Genomic DNA, 23,270 nt, shown 5'->3' with positions numbered 1-23,270 from the left:
ACTTCTACAAATCTTCAAAGTGTCCGTTAGAGCTCTGATAACGGACAGTTCGCTTCTACAAATCTACAAAGTGTCCGTTTGAACACGGTTAATGTATTTTTTTCAAACATGCCTTGAAAAAAGCCTAATATATGCCGATGGATGTCCCCGTTTTTTTATTTTATATCAAAACTAATTGTCTTCACCGATGGATGTATTATTTAATACATGTAGTCGTTTTTCATAATAAAAACTGCATCCCGGTTCTAGCATTGGGATGCAGTTCATTTACAAATTCTTTATGCTACTTTTTTAATTTCTATTGTTTTTCCTTCTTTACGCCATTCTTTATATTCTGCAGCAGCTGTGAAAAGCACGTCAGTTGATGAGTTAATAGCTGTTTCAACTGAGTCTTGTATAACACCGATGATAAAGCCTACTCCAACTACTTGCATAGCCACTTCATTCGGGATTCCAAATAAGCTACAAGCTAGAGGAATCAGTAATAAGGATCCGCCAGCAACACCTGAGGCACCACAAGCACACACAGCTGACAATACGCTAAGAATGATCGCAGTTGGTATATCAACATGAATGCCAAGCGTATGAACCGCAGCAAGAGTCAATACAGAAATCGTAACAGCGGCACCTGCCATGTTGATTGTCGCACCTAATGGAATCGAAACGGAATAACTATCCTTATTTAAACCAAGGTTTTCACATAATTTCATATTCACAGGAATGTTAGCAGCTGAGCTACGTGTAAAGAATGCTGTAATTCCGCTTTCCTTCAGGCACTTAAAAACAAGCGGGAATGGGTTTTGCTTAATATACACAAACACAATGAGCGGATTAACAACTAACGCTACGAAAAGCATACAACCAATTAAGATGACAAGTAATTTCCCATAGCTTAGTAAAGAATCAAGTCCACTTGTAGTAATAGACTCAAATACTAGACCCATAATTCCTAATGGTGCCAACTTAATAACCCATGTAACTATTTTAGCAACAGCATCAGAAAAATTGGTAATCATAGTTTTTGTCGAATCAGCGGCATTTTTTAAAGCTACTCCAAGGAGAATAGCCCAAGCTAAAATTCCGATATAGTTCGCATTAAAAATCGCCTTCACTGGGTTATCAACAACGTTCAGCAGCAAGGACTTAAGAACCTCAACAACACCGCTAGGAGGTGTCACATCCTCAGCACCCTTAACAAGCGTTAAGCCTACAGGGAAAATAAAACTAACAATAACAGCAATTAAGCCAGCTAAAAATGTTCCTAAAAGATAAAGAATGATAACGGATTTCATATTCGTTTGCTGACCACTTTTGTGCTGAGCAATAGCTGACATTACCAAAAATAGTACTAACACAGGTGCAATTGCTTTCAAAGCACCTACAAATAAAGAGCCAAAAATGACAATCGGTTTTGCTGCATCTGGAATCGTTAAAGCTAAGACAACACCAATAACCAAACCAACAATGATTTGTTTTACTAGGCTCAATTGATTCCACTTTTTCATTAAGCTTTTCATAGATTTCCTCCAATTTTAAATTTGCGATATTGTTTATATCGAGATGTTCATTTTTAATAGATGGAAGTGTCTATTAAAAATAGCTACGTATGAAGGTAGATGACTATTTAATTAATAGATAATATGATTGCCAAAAGGTCATCTATATAGGAGATCACAAATTGGATAGAGTTTAAGGAGAGCTATTTCTGATATATAACATTCCTAAAAGTTCCACTCCACATATACACTTGTCTTTCCTATGAAAAGTATTATAAAGACTTTTTTAGTATAGCACAATATCGTTATTTTAATTTAAACAATTACCAATTGGTTGAATGTTCAAATAAATTTGAGGCCCAGTAATAAAAACCCTTGATTATATAAGGGTTGATCACTATTTTAAGAGAATTTTTTAAGCGCGCGAATGATTTAATTAGTATAACATTTTTATTAAATAATACACTTTTTATTATAAAAAGATGCGGTTGGATGGTCGTTCGGCCGCATCTTAAGTAAAGTATTTTAATTTAACATTTGGAAAAAACTATCATCTGTATCCTTCCTTAGATTTTGTTAGATTGGGGAAGTTATTCAGAGATAAAGGGGATTATTCTTCAAAGAATTAGTGCCCCCGGGCTAATACTTATCATTTAATTTAAAAAAGTGCCCCTCCGTTCCATGGGAAACGAAGGGACACTGGTCTTATTTAATATACATCACGCTGATAACGTCCTTGCTTCTGCAGATCCTTTAAGTATGCTTCCGCTTCATCGCGAGTCATTGCACCTTCTTTTTCAATAACGGTGACGAGCGTATCGTTGACGTCTTTCGCCATACGTTCCTTATCTCCACAAACGTAGAAATAAGCACCACTATTCATCCATTCAAACAATTCTTTACTATATTCAAGCATTTTATGCTGTACATAAACTTTTTGATCTGAATCACGAGAGAAGGCAGTATCAAGTTTTGTTAATACTTCATCTTGTTGATATTTTTTCAATTCATCTTCATAAAGGAAGTCCGTTGCTGCATGCTGGTCTCCAAAAAATAACCATGTACGACCAGTACCTTTATTCACTGCACGTTCCTCGATAAAAGAACGGAATGGGGCAATCCCTGTCCCAGGGCCAACCATGATAATATCTGTCTCCCCAGACTCTGGCAAATAAAAGTGTTTATTCGCTTGAACAAAGACTGCGAGCGTATCTCCCTCTAGAACACGCTCAGAACATTGCACTGAACAAACTCCTTTTCGGTCACGTCCATAGGAAGTGTAGCGGACAGCACCAATCGTTAGATGAACTTCATCTGGATGAGCGGCAATGCTGCTTGCAATCGAATAAAGTCGGGGCGTCATTTTTCTAAGTAGCGAGACGATCTCTTGGGCAGATGCCTTCCAAGGACCGAAATCGCGCAGCATATCTATTAAATCGCGACCATAACAATACTCTTTAAGCTCACCAGCATTTTCAAGCAATATTAGCTTTTGCAATTCTTCATTTTCCGTGAATGCTGCTGCCTGCTGTAAAATTTTCTTCGTCAAAAGGGTAATTTCACAATAGGTTGAGAGCGCCGCCTTCAATGGCAGCGTTTCCTCTAGCTTTCCGACAGAGACAATTTCTTCTTCATTCCAGCCCATTTCCTTTATAAGAGAAGCTACAAGTTCTGGATCATTTTCTGGGACAATACCAAGTGCATCACCTGGAACATAGGAAAGGCCAGAACCTTTTAATGAAAGCTCTAAATGCCTTGTTTCCTTGCTAGAATCTGTTCCATTTAAATTAATATTTTTAAGAACCTTTGCTTGAAATGGATTGGTCCTTGAAAATTGCGGTTTGTCACTTTTGGTAATCATAGGGTTTTCTAAAGTACTTTCCATATCTCTTTACCTCCAAAAGGAATATATACCTAGCATAACATATCGCGTGGAAAACATATTTGTTTTTTGTCACACATTGGTTAGATTTTTGAAACAAAGATGCCTGTCCCCAAATGCGCAATCATTTTAAATAAAATGAAGAGCCATCAATAATTTCCACATCATCTCTCGCTTTTATTTCATCTATTAAACGAAAAAGAGCCTCGTCTTTTCTTTTTGCTTCAATCATGCAGTCAATTTGCGGAACGCTGCCTTTAATTTCTTTTAAAAACTGAAAGAACATATTCACATCGACATTGTCAGCATGATGTCGAAAGGCCTCTTCGCTTTTTGGACTGGAAATATGCATTTTTATAGGTAGAGGAGAATGTTTCCACGTTTGAATGACTCGGTGCCAATGAATTTCCCAATCTACAATTCGATGATGAGCGAGGTGATGATGATAATCGAAAACAAGCGGTATGTCCAGCTTTTCGCATAAATAAAGGGTATCCTCTAGCGTAAATGAAGTATCGTCGTTTTCAAGCATAATCATTTTTTGAATGGATCTTGGGACGTCCATCCAATTCTCTACAAAACGTTCAAGCGATGCTTCTGTCTCCTTATAATTGCCGCCTACATGCATAACGCAGCGATGAGACGGATCAATTCCCATTCCTTTTAATAATAAATAATGCATCTTCAGCGTTTTTATAGAATTTATTAAAATCTCTTTCTTCATGGAATTAATAAGAACAAAGTGATCGGGATGAAAATCAATTCTCATGTCATGTTCTTTAGCATAATCGCCAATTTCACGTAGTTTTTTACGCAGCGGCTTCAAATAATCCCAATCAGGAAGCTCTTTATGATTGGCCAAAGGAATGATTCGGGACGTTAAACGATAAAAATGAATGTTTGAAGCAGCATTATGCTTTAAAATTCGTAATGTATGTTCTAAATTCGAAAGCGAAATTCGCTCCAATTTACGAATAGCCGCTTCCCGATCCTCGATTTTCTGAAATTGCGCAAATGTCATCGTTTGTGAGGGTGAAGCATTTTTTAATTCCATGCTCATAGCAACATAACCGAGACGTACAATCGTCATTTTTCTACCTCATCCATTGTATTTCAATAAATTTTCACCATAAGTAATCTTTAATAGTATTAAGTAATTTTAAAAAAATATGATGAAAACGGGCTGAAGAAGTTTTTTCTCAAATGGATAAGTGTTGCGATTTTTGAAAACATAAAAAGGAGCTGATTAGCCCCTTCATCGTTTAATCCAAATTATTTTTTATAAGTTTTCCCGTGATACAACGTGTTGTGCAAAATTACAAGCTTGCTAACCCCTTAAATAGTTCAACACCCGATTCAATAAGTTCATCGCGGAAGTCATACTTATGTGTATGAACATGGGGATAATCTTCCCCATTTCCAATAAAGCAATAGGCTCCTTTTGTTAACTTTGTAAAGTGTCCAAAGTCTTCTGAGCCACGGAATGCTTCTTTTATTTCAACTAATTCCATTCCCTTCGCTTTTGCAACTAATCGAATTTTATCTGCACTTTCTTTATGATTGAACGTTTCCGGGAATTCATCATTGTATTGAAAACTTACTTTTAATCCGAACTCTTCTGCCTGCGCTTTTGCAAAGTTTTCAAGGTTTTCTTGAAGACGCTCCAGTTCTTCTTCGTAAAGAGCACGGATGGTCATACGAAGATCTCCTTTTGATGCAGCAATACCAAAAGCTTTTTCACCTACATCGATTTGGACAACTGTGCATAGGACAAGGCCTTTATTTTTTTCCGGAGAAGTTAATTCAGGAATGGCTCCGAGAATATGACCGATTGCAAAGGATGGATTGATTCCCTTTTCTGGCTGACTAGCATGGGTAGGAGCGCCTTCCAGATGGATCGTCATCCCTTTAGATGCACACATGATCGTTCCATCTATAATCCCTACAGTTTTGTAAGGGAGGCCACTCATATTATGATAGGCATAAATTTCATCAATATTGTGTTCTTTAATGAATTCAACACATTGAATAGCACCATCCCCTGTTTCTTCAGCGGGTTGGAAGAGGAAAAAGATATTTTTATCTGCACCCTCTTGATCGATTTCAAGCGCAAATCCTGCTAGCGTTGCTGAGTGGCCATCATGCCCACATTTATGTGCTTTTCCAGGGAATCGAGAAGCCCATGGCAGTTCGATGACTTCATCCATCGGAAGTGCGTCAAAATCCGCACGGAAAGCAATATTTGGCTTATCTGTTCCAGCTTGATATATCGCATAGAACCAATTTCCTTTATCGACAATTCGTAAATTTGTATTCGCTTCCAGAAACTCCATTAAATGTTGTTTTGTCCAAACTTCTTCGTTTGAAAGTTCAGGATGCTGGTGCAATTCGTGCCGTAGCTTTTTTGCCAATTCATAATTTTGAGGTTTCATTTTATCCAATTCTCCTTTCTAAAATGATAGCCTCAGCTGTTGTTTTTTTAGTGATCAGACTGACAGCTACCGTTACAATTGCATTTATGATTAACATATATAAACCATTGTTAATGTCTAAAATAAATGAAGGCAAGTTCGGGAATAATGTTGCCACCGTTGTACCTGTCGCTGCTGAGTATAATGCTAAAGATACACCAACGACAATCCCACTAATAACCCCTTGTTTCGTAACGAAGGTTCTCTTCTGTAAGCTAAAAATAAGAGCTGGGAATAGCTGCATAATAAAGTTATAGCTAATTAATTGCAAGAACACGATGGCACCGTGTGAATGTAATGATGCGTACAAGCTAATAATCGCTGCAACGGTTGCAAAAAGACGGGCAATATTCATTTGCTTACGAACTGAAGTGTTTGGCTTCAACGGCATATAAATATTAGAGGTTATCATTGAACCTATTGTAATGAGCGCAACAGAACACGGTACTAAAGATGCCAGTAATCCTGCTGCTCCAATGAATCCGACAAACCATGGATCAAATGTTTCAAAAACTAAATTAATTAAAGCCAAATCACTTTCCGCTCCTGATAGAGTCGGAATCGCTAATATCGCCGTTAATCCCACAAGACATGCAAATAGCTGCATCAATGAATATAACGGCATTAACATCGTATTTTTACGAAGGGCTTTGTCATTTTTCGCTGCATAAGTCGATAAAAATGAATTTGGCCAAAGATATAACCCTAAACACATTAATAAGACAGTAGAGACATACCATACAAGACTTAAACCTGTCTCTGGAAATAACAATACTTGAGGCTTAACCTCAGCAACTTGTTTAATCATTGATCCAACACCATCATAATAATGGAATGGGAAGTAAAGACCTAAAAATACAAGTACACCAAACATAAGAAGGTCCTTAATCAAGGCTACACGTGACGAGCCATGAAGTCCGGAAATTAATGTATAGATTAAGACAATAATACTTCCAAACCAAATGGCCGTGGTAGCAGATATTGCCCCGTAAGATGCGACAGAAACAATCAGGCCCATTCCTTTTAATGCCATTACAATCGTTGGGATAATGGCAATAGCTCCTACGATTGTAATAAGCTTCCCTAAAAACGGACTATGATATTTTTTCTCAAAAAAGTCACCTTGTGAAATGAGATTATGCTTTTTACTATAACGTCTAATTTTTGGTAATAGAAAATAGCCAATAATACAGGCGATCGAGATATATGACATGATATAAAGAGTCGCAATTCCGCTATTATAGGCTAGCCCGACTAACCCAGTTAAAGAAAAGGCGGTAAAAAATTCCCCTGCTAATAAGAAGAACGTAACGATAGCACCCATGCCTCGTCCACCTAATGCCCATTCTTCCATATTCTCATTTTTCCCTCTGCCTGCTTTTATCGCCCAATATATACAAACGATAACAACGGCAATCATAATCGTTAAAGAAATATTCATTCTGCACCTTCCTCCTCATCATGTTGATCAAGTCTGTACATCACCCATATAGTTAATGAACTTAAAAGGACGCACAAAACAATCCAAAACATTGAAAAAGGCAGTCCTAATACATAAGGTTCAATCCGATTCATTAAAGGTACACCTATAAGGAAGCCCACAACCGGAATAAATGCTAGAAAATATAATGGTTTCAAATTAAAAAACCTCCTCTGCTTTTAATAAACTTTGTACAAACTGTTTCATACGCTTCATGCCCTCTTCCAGGTTTTCCATTGAACATGCATACGAAATACGGATATACCCTTCGCCATATTCAGAAAAGCCATAGCCCGGAATGACTGCCACTTTCGCTTCCTCTACAAGTTGGTTGGTAAATTCATGCGAACTTAAACCAGTCTTTTCAACTGAAACAAATAAATAAAACGCACCATCAGGTTTAATTGCTTCTAAACCCATATCCGTTATACATTGATAAGCATAGTTACGTCGCTTTTCATATGCTTGGCGCATTTCTTCGACTTCTGGTAAATCGTTTTTTAATGCCTCGATGGCAGCGTATTGACTAATAGAACTTGCACATACACAGTTATACGCATGAACTTTGAACATTTCCTCTGTTATATAAGCAGGAGCTAATGTGTAGCCAATTCTCCAGCCTGTCATCGCATGGGACTTTGATAAACCGTTTATGACGATGCATTGCTCTTTCATTTCTGGGATTGAAGCGATTGAAATATGTTTCAATCCATATGTTAGTTCACTGTATATTTCATCCGAAATAATAAAAATGTCTTTCCCTCTTAGCAGGTTTGCTATTTTCTCTAATTCTTCAGCATTTAAAATAGCACCAGTAGGGTTTGATGGATACGGTAAAACAACACATTTTGTTTTTTCTGTTAAGTTTTCTTCAATTAATTTTGCAGAGATTTTACAATTATTTTTACGAGTATCCACAAACACAGGTGTTGCATAGCACATACGAATAAGTGGTTCATAACCTGGATAAATAGGTGCTGGTAAAATAACTTCATCACCAGGCTCCAAAATTGTGCGGAAGGCAATATCTAGCGCTTCACTTGCGCCCATTGTAATTAGAATTTCATCTTCTGGGCGATAATTTAGTTGGTAACGTCTTTTTACAAAGTCAGACGCTGCTTGTCTAAGTTCAAGTACACCTGCATTATGTGTATAACCAGTTTTACATGCTTCAATTGCACGTTTTCCTGCTTCTAAAATAGAATCCGGTGTAATAAAATCTGGTTGTCCAATTGTAAAGTTAATGATCGACGGATCATTTGCTACTTTGTTTCCAATGTCACGAATAGCAGAAATTTTAATATTTTTTACGGTCTTGCTAAGTAAGTGATCCATAGTTCTCTCCCCTTTTCCTAAAATTTTAGTATACTTCGATAATATGCAAAAATCATGCCAATTTTAAAACACCGACAAATCGGTACTTTCTAAAAACTTTACATTAAATTAACAATTCGATTCTGACTTATTGATTCTAATAAGATTCATTTAGTGTCGAAAAATGTAAAAAAACGTTTCTATTATGCTATAATCTCTTATAAATGGGTTCAAAATGAGTCGGTTATGAATCAAAAATACTGAACGTTTAAAAATTTTTCGGGAATGTAGAAGTGACTTAAGATTGGGGGGAGCATTTTGACAGCAAGGATCTTACAACAATTAAATGGACAAATGCTTTTAAAGATTATTAATACTTTAAAAGATCCTATTTGGATTAACGAAAAAAACGGGAATGTATTGTGGGTGAATCAAGCAGCTTATGATTATTTTTCAATCGGCGAGTTGGTTGGAAAAAACGTTTTTGAAATGGAAAAACAAGGTTTATTTTCACCTTCTATCGCAAGGCTTGTCATCGAACAAAAACAGTTTGTCAGTACTACCCAAATCACTCAAAATAATGATCACGTGCTCGTTTCTGGTGACTATATTCAAGACGAAAACGGGGAAATTCAATATATCGTTACACATGGAAGACAATTATCCCCAGCTATTAATCAAACGAAGGAATTAGAAAAAATTGAATCAATATTACAACTATATAAACAGCAAATTCGCCAACTAATCTTGCAAAAGAATCAGCAAGATGAAGATTTCTATGTCGGAAAAAGTAAAGCTGCTCATTATATTTCTGAGTGGGCTCAAAAGATTGCTGATATTGATACAACCATTCTCTTAACTGGAGAAACAGGGGTTGGAAAAACAGCCTTCGCCTATCGAATTCATCAGCTTAGTAGTCGTAATAATAAACCCTTTATTCATTTAGACTGCAGTGCAATTCCAGAATCTCTCATTGAATCTGAATTATTTGGGTACAAAAAAGGGGCATTTACAGGGGCCAATGCGAATGGAAAAATCGGTTTAATTGCAACGGCTGATCAGGGAACTTTGCTTTTAGACGAAATCGGGGAAATCCCTCTTCATCTACAATCAAAGCTTCTGCAATTTTTACAAAACAAGACATATCGAATGATTGGGGATAACAAAGTACAACAAGCGGATGTACGAATTATTGCAGCTACCAATGTAAATTTAATGGAACGGGTCAAAGAAGGAACATTTCGTAAAGACTTATTCTATCGTCTAAACGTCGTTCCTATGAATATTGCACCTTTACGTGAAAGAAAAGAAGATATCATCCCACTATTGAATTTTTATTTAAGTAAATTTAACAAAAAGTATGGCCGTCAACATACATTATCCAAAAACTTAATGGATGCCTTATACAATTACCGGTGGGAAGGAAATATTCGTGAACTTGAAAATTTAATGGAACGATTGGTAATTACATCTGATGGACCAAAAATTGATATAAATAATTTACCAAGCGACTTCCCCCTTCAGCAGTCTCAACAAATACTCCTTCAAAACTTAGAAGAAGTGAGTTTACCAATCTATTTAGATCAGATTGAAAAAAGCATTTTAATAAAAACCTATAACGAAACGAATAGCACTTGGAAAACCGCAAAACAACTCGGTGTATCTCAATCCTATATCATTCGTCGGTTAAAAAAATACAATTTGAAAATAAGTGATGCGAAGGAATTGGTTGAGGAGTAGTTTTTGAAAAAAGGTGCCTATCCCCTAGTGTTTTAAAGCAATATTGTAAGGAGGGGCTGGCACCTTATCTCAAGCATCTTTCGGCAGAACTTACTCTTGTTCTTCAAGTTCAATAAAATAATATTCTGTGCCACGTATTATAATCCTCAACAATGCGATGGTGATTAACGACAGGATATCTAACCAAGGATAAACTCATAAGAATTTTTTATATATCATGCTTCTTTTTAAATGCAAAAATTTCATCAACTGCTTGGCGATACCCACCCGTTTCTTGAAAAGATTCCTTCATTTTTGTTACAGCTTTATGGAAAGATTTATTGCTTAACACATGACTAGCCGCTTCACGCAGTTGATTTGCCGTTAAGCTTTGCATTTGTAATTGAATACCGGCCCCGATGTCGGCAACTTGTCTGGCAATGACTGGCTGATCCGCGCTTTGCGGAAGTACAATGAGCGGAACCCCGTTGTAGAGACCTTCGTGGACACTGTTCATTCCGCCATGGGTGATAAATAGTTTCGTGGATTTCAGCAACTCTGTTTGCGGAACATAATTTTTTACAATGAAGTTTTCAGGAATCTCCCCTAAATCAGATAGCTTAGTTTTATTCCCAATCGATAGGACAACAGTATAATCTGTGTTCTTAAATGCTTCGATACAAAGCTTATAAAAATCAATTGCATAGTTAATTACCGTACCTAAAGATATGTAAATTGTGTTTTTCGACTTGATTGCAGTAAAATCAAAATCTTCATGGGTAAATCGTTCAGAAATGGATGGACCTACAAATTTGAATGTTACGTCGAATTCCTCTCCAAAAGGTTGAAACTCCCTAGATGTATAAACGATTGAAAGCGATGCCGGGTTACAAAAGACTTCATAAGGTGAGTGGATTTCTACACCATATTTCTGCTTAACCATCGCTGTCAGGCTTTGAAATTCAGCAAATGTTTCTGCAGGAATATTATTAGCAAGCTGGTTGAACCCCTTATTGAATGAAGTCTCTGTCTCCGAAAAAGTAGTATACGAATTGATGGCCGGAAGCTTCAGGATTTGGGCAATTAATCGCCCGCAGCCAAACATCGAATCGTGGATGATATAATCAAAGCGCTCTCCTTCGATTTGCTCCAGAAGGCTAGGGATTATAATATCTGCCGTATGTAAAAGACCGTTAATTCTTTCGAGTAGATTATTTCTTCCCCCTGAGATAAAGGCCTTAATAAATTTTTGCACATCAAAAGTTTTTACCGTTGCCCCCGTCTTCTCAATGCGCTCCCGAAAATCTTCAATTGTAAAATACACGACCTCTTCCCCACGCAAAATCAGTTCTTGGACCACTCCGATCGTTGGATTGACATGCCCTTCAGAACCGCCATTTATAAATAAAACACGTGTCATGATAGCCCCTCCTTAAGTAAAAAAGTTCTCTGGAATGTGTAAGTATTATTAAAATTTCTAAACACCAATATTTCCATACATCCAGCCTTTCTCTTACTACTTTAACAAAAAATGTTTGATATACTATAAAAAATGGAAAAGGGGAAATTGTCATGTCAGAAGCATATCAAGTGATTTCTTTTGTTGAGAATCAAAATATGAAAATTGAAATATTAGAATATCAAAATTTAAGTGGGAATGATAATTTTTCCGTTGCTGAAAAATTATATTTTGCTCAAAAGTCAAATATCAAATTAAGACAAGTCAGAATTACACTAAAAGATAGCACCTTAACAGCGGAATCTGGTGCTCTTCAGTTTATGAAAGGGAATATTACATTAAAAAGCTTAGGCGGAACGGGTGCCAAAGGATTTTTAAAAGGACTTGCCTCTAGCGTTTTAACGAATGAATCCATGATCAAACCGCAATACAAAGGCAGTGGAATTATTTACCTGGAACCTAGTTTCAAACACTATATGATTGTGGAACTAAATAACGAAGAAATCATTGCAGATAAAGGTCTTTTTTATTGCTGCGAATCCAGTGTTTCCGTTTCTGTTCAAGCAATGAAAAATGTCAGCTCCGCCATTATAGGAGGTGAAGGACTATTTCAAACAAAAGTTTCTGGTAGCGGGTTTTGTGTATTTGAAATACCAGTACCTGAAGAAGAGCTTGTGGAATTTGAACTTCAAAATGAAATGGTTCAAGTTGATGGGAACTTCACACTTTTCCGAACTGGAAACATTGATTTTACCGTTGAAAAGTCGACAAAAAGCATTTTCGGTTCAGTTGCTTCCGGAGAAGGATTGCTTCAAACCTTTAGGGGGACGGGGAAAGTCATTATTGCACCGACATTACCTGTTTACCAAAAATTAGCTCATGTTTTAAAACCAATGCCATCATCGAAATAAAAAACGGTGTCTGACCCACAAAACGTAATTGTGTTGAGTGGGTCAATGCTTTGGGCATTTTTTCTTAATTTTACTTCTAGATTTGTTGTACAGTAAATAAATGATCCATTACTTGGTTAGATTTGATCCTTTTTTACAAAAAAATTCAAAGAATTATCTCTGAAAAATTCCCTTTTAGTACTTCTTTTTTTATGTGTCTATATCTTTGTTACGACCGTTCAATTTATCTATCTTATGAAACAATTTCTTTGCCTCCCTACCGATAAACATCGATCGTTCGTAAAACCTCTCAAGCATATTAAAAGAAATTATCATAGTCGAAGGGCACATTAGTGAATGAATACATTCAATTACTTTAATACAAATACCTGCTTTTCCTCAACAAAATAAAAAGACGCGTTCCTAAATAAACGCGCCCGATCCCTATTTTTATGCCAATAGGTAGCGAATCAATCCCAATATGGCAAAACAAAACAAAGCTATGCCAGACCCTATGCCGGTGATTGCACTGCTGGCAACGCCCAACCTTTTGGATCCCCATGGTGATATTACCGCAATTGCTATCATAAGTACCGCTAATATATACAAACTGGGGTCTTTAAAGATGTTTACTAGCCAGAAAAAATGAACACCTACGATAAAAGCAATCCACGGAGCAACATAATCCTTTTTTTTACTTCGGATCAACAAGAAAGCGCCGAGACCCGCTATAAAAAATTCAGTGTAGAAAACAATTAGGTAGCTATTAAACGTGTCCTTTTCTGACAAAGTAGTAGCCGCATCCCAGTGCGTCACGCTTAAGTACACGCCAAACAAGCATACTAACAACGCAATTCCGGAAGCAATCCCGATATACTTGCGCCAATTTTTTCTGGGTTTCTCCTGAGCCCACCCGAACCAAACAAAACTAAACATACCGAAAATCGCTATATACATCACATAATCCCTTATATATTCCAACTCCATAGTCATCCCCCCTTCTGTTTTAAATTTATTATTAGGTTTTTTCACATATTCCCTTGAAAAGGTTTATTAAGGGAATAACAACGAATGTAAAAATATGTACAATACTATAGCTGAAAAATGACGAAGCCTTTTTTCATTGAGAAGTGGTTTTGAATCTTTTGAAGGGTTAATTAGAAAAAACTTGGATAGTGTTTAATTGTTTTGCTCATTCTAATATAGAAAAAATGGGGATGAATATTATGAGTTTTCCACATAGGGATTATTTAGCCCCATTCCAATCAGATAATCCCAATCTGTTTTTTAAATTTATTTGAAAGGAGTTTAAAATGCGAACGAAAATTATAATCTTGTCCTTACTTTCTTTTCTAGTATTATCAGCATTTGGACAAAGGACGCCTATCGAACCAATCACTTTATTAAATCATGAACAAAAAGAGGTAACTTTTCCGTTAGAAAAACCAGCAGTACTCTTTTTTATAACAACATATAAATGAACTCTCTGCCAGAAGCAACTGGTTCAGTTGCATGAAAATATGAATAAATTGGATGGAATGGATATTGAAATGTTTGTAATTAGCAAAGATTCCCCAGAAGAGCTACGTACATTACAGAATAAACTGGAGAAAACTTTTGGACATACTCTCTCCTTTATTTCCGATCCGAAATTAGAATTAATTGAAAAAATGGGAATGAAGAAAAATGGTGTAGCTTATAGAGGTTATAGCATGATTGATAAAGAGGGATATATTATTTTTAGTACTAAAAATGATCATTGGGGAGAGCAAATCGAGATAACAGTTGAAAAGATTAAAGAAGAATATAATAAACTTAAATAAAAAAATTAGATTTAGCTCTCTAACCTGAAGAAAATCCTAACAACCCAAAAAAAAGTGACAATTTTAGCCCTCTCTACAAAAGGATTTTAAATTGTTTATTTAAATGTAATTAGGAGAATTCGTGATTATGTGATACTCTTTGTTTCCCATTTGATTTACTGTTTATATGTGCCCTACTCATTCGTGAGTGGGGTTCCTTGCTTATAAGTTAAATAAAAAACAGACTCTATAAAGAGTCTGCTTGAGTTTGGTTTTATTATTAAGCTTTACGTACGTTAGCTGCTTGAGCTCCACGTTGTCCTTGCTCAACATCGAAAGTCACAGCTTGACCTTCTTCTAAAGTTTTGAAACCTTCGCCTTGAATAGCTGAGAAATGAACGAATACGTCTTCTCCACCTTCACGTTCGATGAATCCGAAGCCTTTTTCGCCGTTAAACCATTTTACTTTACCATTTTCCATTTTTGTTGCCTCCTAGTGTGAAAAACACACATTGTGTTACTATCCTTGCTCTCAGTGATCATCAAGACGAAAAGTTCTTACTTATACTATCCTTTACACCGAACAAAAATAATTCTTATCTAGATTAACATTTTTCACAAGTATTTGCAAGAAGACATGTAAGCTACCATTTTTACAACTCATAAATTTACGCATCTGGTTTTGCATTCTTTTGTTGTTCTTATTCAAGTAGACGCCCGATTGTGGAAGATCATAATATAAAAGAATCAATGCTTCACCACTATTTCTTCTTGTGCTAATGCACCCGTTTGTTCAAGAGTGAACTTTATTATTCACTATCATTCCAAATATTAGGGTTGTCAATCGTTAGATTTTCTCCACGCACCATGAAATCATAACTATCTTTTGCACCAGTATACCAATCAACAAGGACTAACTTGCCGTTTACATTACGTACGAGAAATTCAGTGACTTCACCATAACTACCTACACTCTTATTAATTTCCACAGGTAATTTTAAATAGAGAAAACCTCCATTCACATCATCAGTATACTTCACTTCCCAAGCGCCAATATCAATATCCTGCACCGAATTTTTTGTAAAATTTTTATACACATCATATTGGGATTGAATCTTCTTTTGCGTATACTGTTTAAGGTTATCATTATCGATAAATGTATCCAATTCAATATCCAAGCCGTTCCAGACCGCTTTATAATAGTCAGTAAGCGCTCTCTCACACATTTCATAAGCCGTTTCAGAATCCAGCTCAGATAGTTCACCTTCATTTTTAGCTAAATATTCGGGAGAATTTTGGAATACATTCCGTTCAGTGCTTGGCGTAATTTTTGTGTTTATAGCACTATATGTGTTGCTATCTTCCGCGACTACAGGCGTATTTTTTTCGTGAACACTAGTAGTATCCTTAACACAGGAACTCAGAGTAAATAAGACTACTAACAAATAAGTAAATTTCATTTATTTTGCCTCCAATTCCACAATATGGCCTTTTTCATAAAGAAAGACGCTTTTCTTATTTAATGGAATAACTAAATTCTGACCTCTCTCATAAAATCACTTAATAATCTAACGCACCCTAATAGTTTTAAGTATAATCCTTCATAATCTAATCTTAATTAATGTCTATCAGCTTTTTTATCGCACTGACTACCACTTCTGGTTCATCATTTTGTATATAATGAGCACTGTTTTCAGCAATCACTAATTCACCATCTGAGGATACTTCAAGAATCTCTCTCTGCATTTCATTCCATAACTCTTGGGATTCCTTTGAATAATGAGCTTTTTTACCAGCTGAGAGAACAATTAATGGAACATTTAATTTAAGTCTGGTTTCTTTTAACTGCTTTAGGCTTTCCATAAATTCATCATAATTGCCTTCATAAACGAATTGCTTGTTGTATGCTTGTTGAAAATCTAGTGACATCGATGGGAGAAATCTTTCTCTGTAATCTTCAGGCGTAGAGTCAACCAAGATAAGTCCACAAACTTCATTATGATATTCAGTTGCATACATCCGCATATTAACTCCACCAAACGAATGACCGACTAATATGTAGGGAGGTTTAATATTGGCTTCAATAAGAAGTTCCTTCAATTCTATTACCATCTCACGGCTGGTTCTGGGGTTAGAACTTGTTTTACTTTTCCCTAGTCCTGCTCTATCATAAATTAGAACATTAGAGAGCTTTGAAATATCCCCAATTATTGAATCCCAAGCCTTGGAAAAATCTCCATATCCCGCGTCCATTATGACTGTTGGTTTTCCATTATTTTCTCCCACCAATTTAGCATATAGTTTACAATTACTTATTTTCACAAACATTTCTTTAGTCATTTAGTCCATTCCTCTCATTAGCCCATCATGGCCCTTTCAAAAAAAAAGACGCGTTCTCAAATAAACGCGCCAATTGTAGAAGGTCATAAGTACCTGTCTTGTTGAACTATCACACCTGTTAGTTCAACAAGACTATAATAGAGATCCCTTTGCTTTTTTAGCTTTTTCTAACCAATAGTTAGCCTTCTCCATATCTTTAGCTACACCAATGCCAAGCTCATATTTCTTACCAACATTAAACATACCACTTGAATCTCCACGTTTAGCCGCCTTCAAATTCCAGTCAAATGCTTTTGGTAAATCTTTTTCTACACCAATTCCATTTCCATAAAGATAAGCTAAGTTAACCATAGCCGATGTATTTCCATTATTAGCACTATTAACATACCATTTTAAACTTTCTACGTAATCAACCTCTACTCCTATTCCTTCTTGAAAATAGTACGCTAACATCCCTTGTGCTACTGCATCTTCTTTTTGTGCCAACTCGTGTAACTCTACCATTGAAAGTTTGCTATAATCCTTTTCAAAATCTAATAAAAGATATAAACCAACTGCGAAAATCAATGATACAAAAATAAAGATAAGATTCCTGATTTTCATAAATACTCTACTCTCCTTCTATTCTTTTACTAAGCACTCCTTTATTGTACATATAATTACGAATATTTTAAACACCACCAATAATATCAAGATAAACCTAAACTATCTCCTTTAAAGAATTCTGCCTGTTAGTATAAGTTCAAACTTTCATAAACACCATACTATCATTACCATAAGTATTCAATTTTTCTTGATATTCTTCCCCCATAAAATGACCCTTTAATAAAAAAGACGCGTTCCTAAATAAACGCGCCCTATAATTGAAGATCATATAACAATAATTTTAGCTAAATAGCTGCATATGATATCGCACAAAAGCACCCGTACGTTATTAAGACCATGTTGGAAATTAATAAATATTATACAAAAAAGCGTCATATTAATCGTAATAATGACGTTTTTAATCTTCTTATCACTTTTTCAATTCAATTTCAATTCTCTTTGCTAAGTCAGATGATACTTTATTGAAATACTCCATAACTTTCTTTCTAATATCATCAGATATGACTTTCAAATCACTAGCCAAATTTTCGACAAGATGTTCTTTTTCTATTTGGGTTAACCTCGTATAGAATTCACCAGCCTGCCCAAAATCATTTTGCTTTGTAATAGAGGTTCTTTCTAGTTTGCCTCCAACATATCTTCCATTACCACTTGTAATTTGATTAGCCGGTGTCCAATTTTGCTGTTGGTTAACCGGTAATTTACGAAATTCAGCTCCAATTCTTCTTCTTTGAGAATCACTATAAATATTGGCACGGCCCTGCAGTATTTTATCATCAGATAATTCTGCGCCGTCTAGTAAATTAGAAGGGGAGAAGGCGACTTTTTCTACTTGTTCCATATAATTATCAGGATTTTTATTTAATACCATTTTGCCTACTGGTATTAGGGGATACTCTTTTTCATCCCATACTTTTGTATCATCTAAAGGATCATAAGAAAGATTTGCTTCATCCTTTGGGTCCATGAGCTGAACATATAAGCCATATTCCACCGGGTTACCACCCGCAATCGCATCGTATAAATCTTTACCAGTGTAATCAGGATTTTCAGCTGCAAGTCTATTTGCTTCTTCGCGACCAATGTATTGCACACCTTCAAATGGGTACCAATGGTATTTAACATACTTCCTAATACCTTGAGCATTTTTCCAAACATATGTATTTACACTATGTCCTGGAATGTGGCGAAGACTTTTTACCGTACCAGCATCAGAGTATAAACGTACTACAAAATGAATCGATTCAGGCGCTCTTGCTACGAAGCTCCAAAATCTATTAGGATCACTTAAATTATTTTTTGGTGAAGGCAAGATTGCTTTAATAAATTCCGGAAATCGTATCGCATCACGAATAGAAAAGACAGGAATGTGATTACATAATAGGTCAAAAACGCCTTCTTCTGTATAGAATTTTGTAGAAAAACCTCTTACATTTCTAGATGTATCAGGTGTTCCTTTTGTACTGACAGCTAAAGAAAAGCGTACCAAAACAGGAACTTTCTGATTAGAATTTTGTAAAAAGCTCAGTTTTGTATGTTCGGACATCGAATATATTGTTTGAAAATAACCAAATGCACCAAATCCTTTTACATGAACAGGTCTTTCTAAAATCTTTTCATGAATAAATTCTTGTAAGGTTTCGTGTAGTACACTATCTTGATCCAGTACAGGTCCCCTAGAGCCAATCGTCTGGGAATGAAGTTTAGCTGGATCATTGGAGAGGTCTCGGTTCTCATAATGGCTTTCCTCTAATAAAGTTTGCCTCTGTTTATGATGTTTTTCATTCATTATAATAGCCTCCAAAATTTATTTATCATCAATCGTTACTAAATATGATTTTCAAGGCACTAATATGTATCTTCTTCTTTTATTTTCAACATTCATTGGTATGCTTTTTTACTTTGGTACATCAACATTTTAAGCGGAATATACCTCAAAATGGCATAATGAATCGCACTACAAATAGCATCCTGACAATAGTTGTTGTCAGCGTGCGAATTAGGGTACTATTTTGTTATTTGTTATGCCAATTTGGGTCTAATTTTGAAAAATCAAGGATTTGTATTTTTTATGTTAAAATTAATAGACTTGAAGTAAATGGCAGGTAAGAACAATATGGCAAAGGATGGTACTCGGTCAAGTATGGATAAATATGCTTTCAGGAAAGCAGTAACAAGAGATGTTGATGAAATATATCAACTTATAGAAAAGCGGATTATATGGATGGATAAAAACAATATAAATCAGTGGAATAAAACAAATTATTTCGATTCGTATCCAAGAGACTATTTTGAAAACAAAGTTGAAGCTGGTCAACTTTACATTATGAAAGATAAACTGACTGGTAAGGTTGTTGGTGCGGTTGTATTGCTCGAAGAAGATAAGCGATGGACTAACGATGGGTCAAAAAATTACTATATTCACAACCTCGTTAGCGATACAGAGGTTCCAGGTGTTGGGATAAAAATTATAAACTTATGTGAACAGATGGCACTTGATAACGGTGTCGATGCGGTTAGATTAGACTGTCAGGCTTCAAACATCAAGCTTAACGAGTATTATGAAAGACTTGGATACATCTATGTTAGTGAAGTACAAGAAGGTTGTTATATTGGGAACAGGCGGGAAAAGAAACTAGGGAATTTATGTTGCTAATGAGTGAATAAGTTTAATGTTACTTGATATACTGAAGACCGACTCAAAAGTCGGTCTTTTTCTCACTGTTACATTGTTATTTAGTGTGCGATTTCGGTTGATAATTGGTTTGTTTTTCTTATTGTTTTTTTACTTTTTCTCCGCGTTAATGGCATAACTAGATGCACTATTTCTTAATAACAATTGATAATTTATAATTTGCATGCTCGTTTAAGTCTTCCAAAAATTTATCTAATATTTCATTAGATGGAAATTTACATTCGAGAAGATAACAACCATCTCCACTGATTTTATAGTTATGTATTATGTATTGTTCTTGTGTTTTTATAAACGACAGATAAGGTTGATGATAAGTGCTTTGTGTAAAGATCGTAATAAATCCATGTATAAAACATCCTAATTTAACTTGATTAACTTTAATTGTATAACCCTCAATTACTCCATTATCCTCTAATTTTGCCACTCTAGCCGAAGCAGCTTGTCCAGTCAAATGGACTTTCTCACCCAATTCTTTCATAGTGATGCGACTGTTCTTGGATAGTTCATCTAAGATATGCATATCCGTGCTATCTAACATTTATTCAAATCCTTTCATTTATCAAGTCAAACTCCCAAAAGACTTGATTTTATCTATGTAATCGTTAATTGGTTATAGTATAAACTTTTTGTGAATCTAAGAAAAAGGAGTTTTGAACATGAATATTCAACAAATTCGTAATGCAACACTAGTTGTAGAATTTGCAGGCAAAAAGTTTTTAATAGATCCAATGTTAGCAGAGAAAGGGACTTATCCACCTTTTGGACCTGGTGTAGGCTATCCCGATGCATTAAGACAAGATCAAAATAATCCTTTAGTTAGCTTACCAACGTCCATTGACAATATTATATCTAATATTGATGCTGTCATTGTCACTCATCTGCATTTAGACCACTGGGATGATGCTGCCAAAGAAGCATTGCCAAAAGAAATTAAATTATTTGCCCAAAATGATGAGGATGCGTCAGAAATTCGAGACGCTGGTTTCAAAAATGTAGAGGTTTTAAAAATGGATACAGTCTTTGAAGGTATCCAATTAATTAAAACAAAAGGCGAGCATGGGAGAGGCGAAATGGTAAAACTTGCTGGTCAAGTGTGTGGTGTTGTCTTCAAACATTCAAATGAAAAAACTTTATATGTAGCTGGAGATACGGTTTGGTATGAAGCTGTTCAGGAAGTAATCGAAACACACAAGCCAGAAATAATTGTTGTAAATGCTGGGGATAATCAATTCCTAGAAGGAGGTTCTCTAGTAATGGGGAAAGATGATGTCTATGAAGTGTATAAGGCTGCCCCTAACGCCAAAATTATTGCGAGCCATTTAGAAGCTGTCAATCATTGGACATTATCAAGAGAAGAATTAAAAAGCTTTATTAATGAAAAAGGAACCTCTTCTAATGTTTTAGTGCCAAATGACGGAGAATCATATTCATTTTAGGAGAAAAAGCAGACAGAAAAAATTTCTGTCTGTTTTTCATTATTATTTCAAAATGAGTTCTATTCAACTAATCTGCATACTTTAGTTTAAGTAGATTGCTTCACCATATCCATTTAACTTACTAAGCGTTATTCCACAATCTGGCCCTTTTCATGAAGAAAGACGCGTTCCTTATTTCAGAAAAGCGCAAGATTGTGAAATATAATCAATTTATTCTTCTTTCACTAAAGCAACCCGTTAATACAATAACGAATTTATTTTATTTAGCTAATTTATAAAAACCAAACTGAAATACGGTTTGAAAAAAGAGAAAAATCATGGCACCTAAAATTGAAATAAAAATGTAGTTAATAATAAAATCAATTCTAAAAAAGAAAATGGAAAATATAACGCCACTAACAACACCCAGCAACAAGTAAGCCAATACCATTGTAAGGATACCTTTGATCCCTTTCAAATTAAACTTCTTAATAATCATGCTATCAATAACAGGTGATAAGATAACACCTAATATTATAAAAATAAAAAAGCTTGGAACGAAATTGATAGCAAATAAACCACTAAAAGAGTAATACCCTATATCAGGCAGTCTTTCGGATATTGGTGTGTATGTTTGCCAAGCACCCCCAAAACTAAATGCAACGGCTGAAACAATAGCAGCTATAATTTTAATAAAAATCAGCTTGTAACCCGTATAAGACATTTTTCCACCTCACTTCTTACCTTTTTTATCATTTTCCCTACTATCATTATGACAGAATTAACCACAAATCTTTTAATGGAAAATTAATCATATAGTTCCACTAAGCTACCCGATTGTTTAAGTGTAATACTACTATAATTGAAGATCGTACAACAATAATTTCAGCTAAATAGTTGCATATGATATTACACAAATTCACCCATTTGCGGAATAAAATTTCAGTTATTTTTGAAGAAATGCAATGTTTCTCTAAATGTAGTTTGAGCTAATTCTTCATTGTATTTAGTAGAGTATGGATCACTAAATCCGTGTTCACCACTACATATATGTACATCTATATTTGGTTTATCTAAAGTTGAAACTAATTCATCAACATTAAATGATTTTTCCACTTTCGGAAAAAATAACAACACCGGGCATTTTGGATTTATATTTACATAGTCCCTAATACGTGAACCATAGTATCCAACGATACCATCAACACATTCTTCCTCACTACACAACCAAGCAACCGTTGCCCCTACACTAAATCCAATGATAAATATTTTTGAATACTGATCTTGAATAGCTAATAATATATTTTTTACTTTATGTAATCCGTTTGTAAAACCAACATTATTCATAAAATTATGGTAAGCCTTTTCCTCTTGAGAATAATCAAAGGGTATTTCTTGTTCAAATAGATTTGGACAAATGAGATCAAAATTTTGTTCTGATAATAATTCACATAAATCCACCATATGTTGGTTAATTCCATATATTTCGTGAACGACAATAATTAAATTATCGGATTTTTTGTTTATTTTAAGCATTCTATTCACCCTTAAATGATTTTCACATTGTTAATGATTATATCATTTCAACCTGATCCGTTAATGAGAGTTCGATGTATTTCCTTCTCTTATTCAAGAATATAGCCTTTAACATAAAGAAATAGCGTTATTCTTGCTGCAGAATTGCGCCCTATAATTGAATAA

The 23,270-nt window shown here is 35.2% G+C and carries 22 protein-coding genes and 1 pseudogene; 6 read left to right on the top strand and 17 right to left on the bottom strand.

Annotated features, from left to right (window positions below; all coding sequences use genetic code 11):
- Window positions 1-278 precede the first annotated feature (278 nt).
- The 7 genes from sstT to F7731_RS12410 form a co-directional block, all read right to left on the bottom strand.
- Window positions 279-1,517: a serine/threonine transporter SstT gene (sstT, locus tag F7731_RS12440; RefSeq protein ID WP_151535095.1), complete on the bottom strand. Its 1,239-nt coding sequence runs from the start codon at window positions 1,515-1,517 to the stop codon at window positions 279-281.
- Between the two features lie 688 nt (window positions 1,518-2,205).
- On the bottom strand, window positions 2,206-3,381 hold the full coding sequence (locus F7731_RS12435; protein ID WP_151535094.1) for a sulfite reductase subunit alpha: 1,176 nt from the start codon (window positions 3,379-3,381) through the stop codon (window positions 2,206-2,208).
- A gap of 121 nt (window positions 3,382-3,502) precedes the next feature.
- On the bottom strand, window positions 3,503-4,468 hold the full coding sequence (gene uvsE, locus F7731_RS12430) for a UV DNA damage repair endonuclease UvsE (protein ID WP_151535093.1): 966 nt from the start codon (window positions 4,466-4,468) through the stop codon (window positions 3,503-3,505).
- A gap of 226 nt (window positions 4,469-4,694) precedes the next feature.
- Entirely contained in the window at window positions 4,695-5,810 is a 1,116-nt protein-coding gene (locus F7731_RS12425) for a M20 metallopeptidase family protein (RefSeq protein ID WP_151535092.1), read from the bottom strand.
- A gap of 1 nt (window position 5,811) precedes the next feature.
- Window positions 5,812-7,290: a sodium:solute symporter family protein gene (locus tag F7731_RS12420; protein ID WP_151535091.1), complete on the bottom strand. Its 1,479-nt coding sequence runs from the start codon at window positions 7,288-7,290 to the stop codon at window positions 5,812-5,814.
- Window positions 7,287-7,487, bottom strand: a complete 201-nt coding sequence (locus F7731_RS12415) for a DUF3311 domain-containing protein (RefSeq protein WP_151535090.1) — start codon at window positions 7,485-7,487, stop codon at window positions 7,287-7,289. The genes F7731_RS12420 and F7731_RS12415 overlap by 4 nt, the downstream gene beginning before the upstream one ends.
- 1 nt (window position 7,488) lies before the next feature.
- Window positions 7,489-8,664, bottom strand: a complete 1,176-nt coding sequence (locus F7731_RS12410; protein WP_151535089.1) for an aminotransferase A — start codon at window positions 8,662-8,664, stop codon at window positions 7,489-7,491.
- A gap of 297 nt (window positions 8,665-8,961) precedes the next feature.
- On the opposite strand from F7731_RS12410, the gene F7731_RS12405 reads away from it, so the two are divergent.
- Window positions 8,962-10,383 (top strand): sigma-54 interaction domain-containing protein, encoded by a 1,422-nt coding sequence (locus F7731_RS12405; protein ID WP_151535088.1) that lies wholly within the window; start codon window positions 8,962-8,964, stop codon window positions 10,381-10,383.
- Between the two features lie 208 nt (window positions 10,384-10,591).
- Here the strand turns inward: F7731_RS12405 and F7731_RS12400 are convergent, their stop codons facing one another.
- Complete coding sequence (locus F7731_RS12400) at window positions 10,592-11,782, bottom strand: macrolide family glycosyltransferase (RefSeq protein WP_151535087.1); 1,191 nt, start codon at window positions 11,780-11,782, stop codon at window positions 10,592-10,594.
- 152 nt (window positions 11,783-11,934) lie between these two features.
- Here F7731_RS12400 and F7731_RS12395 point away from each other — a divergent pair, with 152 nt between their 5' ends.
- Entirely contained in the window at window positions 11,935-12,732 is a 798-nt protein-coding gene (locus tag F7731_RS12395; RefSeq protein WP_151535086.1) for an AIM24 family protein, read from the top strand.
- Window positions 12,733-13,161: 429 nt separating this feature from the next.
- On the opposite strand, the gene F7731_RS12390 is transcribed toward F7731_RS12395, so the two are convergent.
- Window positions 13,162-13,698: a hypothetical protein gene (locus F7731_RS12390; RefSeq protein WP_246197198.1), complete on the bottom strand. Its 537-nt coding sequence runs from the start codon at window positions 13,696-13,698 to the stop codon at window positions 13,162-13,164.
- A 326-nt stretch (window positions 13,699-14,024) separates the two neighbouring features.
- Here F7731_RS12390 and F7731_RS26485 point away from each other — a divergent pair, with 326 nt between their 5' ends.
- Both F7731_RS26485 and F7731_RS12385 read left to right on the top strand, forming a co-directional pair.
- The gene (locus F7731_RS26485; RefSeq protein ID WP_170289703.1) at window positions 14,025-14,192 is read left to right on the top strand and encodes a hypothetical protein; all 168 of its coding nucleotides are present in this window, start codon (window positions 14,025-14,027) and stop codon (window positions 14,190-14,192) included.
- A 15-nt stretch (window positions 14,193-14,207) separates the two neighbouring features.
- Window positions 14,208-14,534, top strand: a pseudogene (locus tag F7731_RS12385) (redoxin domain-containing protein); the annotation flags it as partial.
- A 259-nt stretch (window positions 14,535-14,793) separates the two neighbouring features.
- On the opposite strand, the gene F7731_RS12380 reads toward F7731_RS12385, so the two are convergent.
- From F7731_RS12380 to F7731_RS12360, 5 genes are all read right to left on the bottom strand, one after another.
- The gene (locus F7731_RS12380) at window positions 14,794-14,994 is read right to left on the bottom strand and encodes a cold-shock protein (protein WP_151535084.1); all 201 of its coding nucleotides are present in this window, start codon (window positions 14,992-14,994) and stop codon (window positions 14,794-14,796) included.
- Between the two features lie 328 nt (window positions 14,995-15,322).
- Window positions 15,323-15,973: a hypothetical protein gene (locus F7731_RS12375; RefSeq protein WP_151535083.1), complete on the bottom strand. Its 651-nt coding sequence runs from the start codon at window positions 15,971-15,973 to the stop codon at window positions 15,323-15,325.
- 154 nt (window positions 15,974-16,127) lie between these two features.
- The gene (locus F7731_RS12370) at window positions 16,128-16,853 is read right to left on the bottom strand and encodes an alpha/beta fold hydrolase (protein ID WP_151535082.1); all 726 of its coding nucleotides are present in this window, start codon (window positions 16,851-16,853) and stop codon (window positions 16,128-16,130) included.
- Window positions 16,854-16,985: 132 nt separating this feature from the next.
- Entirely contained in the window at window positions 16,986-17,456 is a 471-nt protein-coding gene (locus tag F7731_RS12365) for a tetratricopeptide repeat protein (RefSeq protein ID WP_151535081.1), read from the bottom strand.
- A gap of 412 nt (window positions 17,457-17,868) precedes the next feature.
- Window positions 17,869-19,248 carry a catalase gene (locus F7731_RS12360; protein ID WP_151535080.1) on the bottom strand — a complete coding sequence of 460 codons (1,380 nt, stop codon included), beginning with the start codon at window positions 19,246-19,248 and terminating at the stop codon, window positions 17,869-17,871.
- 327 nt (window positions 19,249-19,575) lie between these two features.
- Between F7731_RS12360 and F7731_RS12355 the strand changes: the two genes are divergently transcribed.
- Complete coding sequence (locus tag F7731_RS12355) at window positions 19,576-20,115, top strand: GNAT family N-acetyltransferase (protein ID WP_212031182.1); 540 nt, start codon at window positions 19,576-19,578, stop codon at window positions 20,113-20,115.
- Between the two features lie 166 nt (window positions 20,116-20,281).
- Here the strand turns inward: F7731_RS12355 and F7731_RS12350 are convergent, their stop codons facing one another.
- The gene (locus F7731_RS12350) at window positions 20,282-20,692 is read right to left on the bottom strand and encodes an Lrp/AsnC family transcriptional regulator (protein ID WP_151535079.1); all 411 of its coding nucleotides are present in this window, start codon (window positions 20,690-20,692) and stop codon (window positions 20,282-20,284) included.
- Between the two features lie 118 nt (window positions 20,693-20,810).
- On the opposite strand from F7731_RS12350, the gene F7731_RS12345 reads away from it, so the two are divergent.
- Window positions 20,811-21,590, top strand: coding sequence for an MBL fold metallo-hydrolase (locus tag F7731_RS12345; RefSeq protein WP_151535078.1), 780 nt, complete (start codon window positions 20,811-20,813; stop codon window positions 21,588-21,590).
- A gap of 259 nt (window positions 21,591-21,849) precedes the next feature.
- Here F7731_RS12345 and F7731_RS12340 read toward each other — a convergent pair whose 3' ends face one another.
- Together F7731_RS12340 and F7731_RS12335 are read right to left on the bottom strand one after the other, a co-directional pair.
- Entirely contained in the window at window positions 21,850-22,293 is a 444-nt protein-coding gene (locus tag F7731_RS12340; RefSeq protein WP_151535077.1) for a hypothetical protein, read from the bottom strand.
- A 218-nt stretch (window positions 22,294-22,511) separates the two neighbouring features.
- The gene (locus tag F7731_RS12335; protein WP_151535076.1) at window positions 22,512-23,105 is read right to left on the bottom strand and encodes a dienelactone hydrolase family protein; all 594 of its coding nucleotides are present in this window, start codon (window positions 23,103-23,105) and stop codon (window positions 22,512-22,514) included.
- Between the last annotated feature and the right edge of the window lie 165 nt (window positions 23,106-23,270).

The sequence above is a fragment of the Cytobacillus depressus genome, assembly GCF_008923245.1.
Classification (GTDB): domain Bacteria; phylum Bacillota; class Bacilli; order Bacillales; family Cytobacillaceae; genus Cytobacillus; species Cytobacillus depressus.
The sequence above is the reverse complement of the archived record's forward strand: the minus strand, read 5'-3'. Positions and strand labels throughout refer to the sequence as shown.

Coding starts and splice junctions, on each gene's coding strand:
- F7731_RS12360 (WP_151535080.1), bottom strand. CDS start 19,248: ATGAATGAAAAACATCATAAACAGAGGCAAACTTTATTAGAGGAAAGC.
- F7731_RS12375 (WP_151535083.1), bottom strand. CDS start 15,973: ATGAAATTTACTTATTTGTTAGTAGTCTTATTTACTCTGAGTTCCTGT.
- uvsE (WP_151535093.1), bottom strand. CDS start 4,468: ATGACGATTGTACGTCTCGGTTATGTTGCTATGAGCATGGAATTAAAA.
- F7731_RS12335 (WP_151535076.1), bottom strand. CDS start 23,105: ATGCTTAAAATAAACAAAAAATCCGATAATTTAATTATTGTCGTTCAC.
- F7731_RS12370 (WP_151535082.1), bottom strand. CDS start 16,853: ATGACTAAAGAAATGTTTGTGAAAATAAGTAATTGTAAACTATATGCT.
- F7731_RS12425 (WP_151535092.1), bottom strand. CDS start 5,810: ATGAAACCTCAAAATTATGAATTGGCAAAAAAGCTACGGCACGAATTG.
- F7731_RS26485 (WP_170289703.1), top strand. CDS start 14,025: ATGCGAACGAAAATTATAATCTTGTCCTTACTTTCTTTTCTAGTATTA.
- F7731_RS12345 (WP_151535078.1), top strand. CDS start 20,811: ATGAATATTCAACAAATTCGTAATGCAACACTAGTTGTAGAATTTGCA.
- F7731_RS12420 (WP_151535091.1), bottom strand. CDS start 7,290: ATGAATATTTCTTTAACGATTATGATTGCCGTTGTTATCGTTTGTATA.
- F7731_RS12350 (WP_151535079.1), bottom strand. CDS start 20,692: ATGTTAGATAGCACGGATATGCATATCTTAGATGAACTATCCAAGAAC.
- F7731_RS12410 (WP_151535089.1), bottom strand. CDS start 8,664: ATGGATCACTTACTTAGCAAGACCGTAAAAAATATTAAAATTTCTGCT.
- F7731_RS12395 (WP_151535086.1), top strand. CDS start 11,935: ATGTCAGAAGCATATCAAGTGATTTCTTTTGTTGAGAATCAAAATATG.
- F7731_RS12380 (WP_151535084.1), bottom strand. CDS start 14,994: ATGGAAAATGGTAAAGTAAAATGGTTTAACGGCGAAAAAGGCTTCGGA.
- F7731_RS12355 (WP_212031182.1), top strand. CDS start 19,576: ATGGCAAAGGATGGTACTCGGTCAAGTATGGATAAATATGCTTTCAGG.
- F7731_RS12400 (WP_151535087.1), bottom strand. CDS start 11,782: ATGACACGTGTTTTATTTATAAATGGCGGTTCTGAAGGGCATGTCAAT.
- F7731_RS12365 (WP_151535081.1), bottom strand. CDS start 17,456: ATGAAAATCAGGAATCTTATCTTTATTTTTGTATCATTGATTTTCGCA.
- F7731_RS12435 (WP_151535094.1), bottom strand. CDS start 3,381: ATGGAAAGTACTTTAGAAAACCCTATGATTACCAAAAGTGACAAACCG.
- sstT (WP_151535095.1), bottom strand. CDS start 1,517: ATGAAAAGCTTAATGAAAAAGTGGAATCAATTGAGCCTAGTAAAACAA.
- F7731_RS12390 (WP_246197198.1), bottom strand. CDS start 13,698: ATGGAGTTGGAATATATAAGGGATTATGTGATGTATATAGCGATTTTC.
- F7731_RS12340 (WP_151535077.1), bottom strand. CDS start 22,293: ATGTCTTATACGGGTTACAAGCTGATTTTTATTAAAATTATAGCTGCT.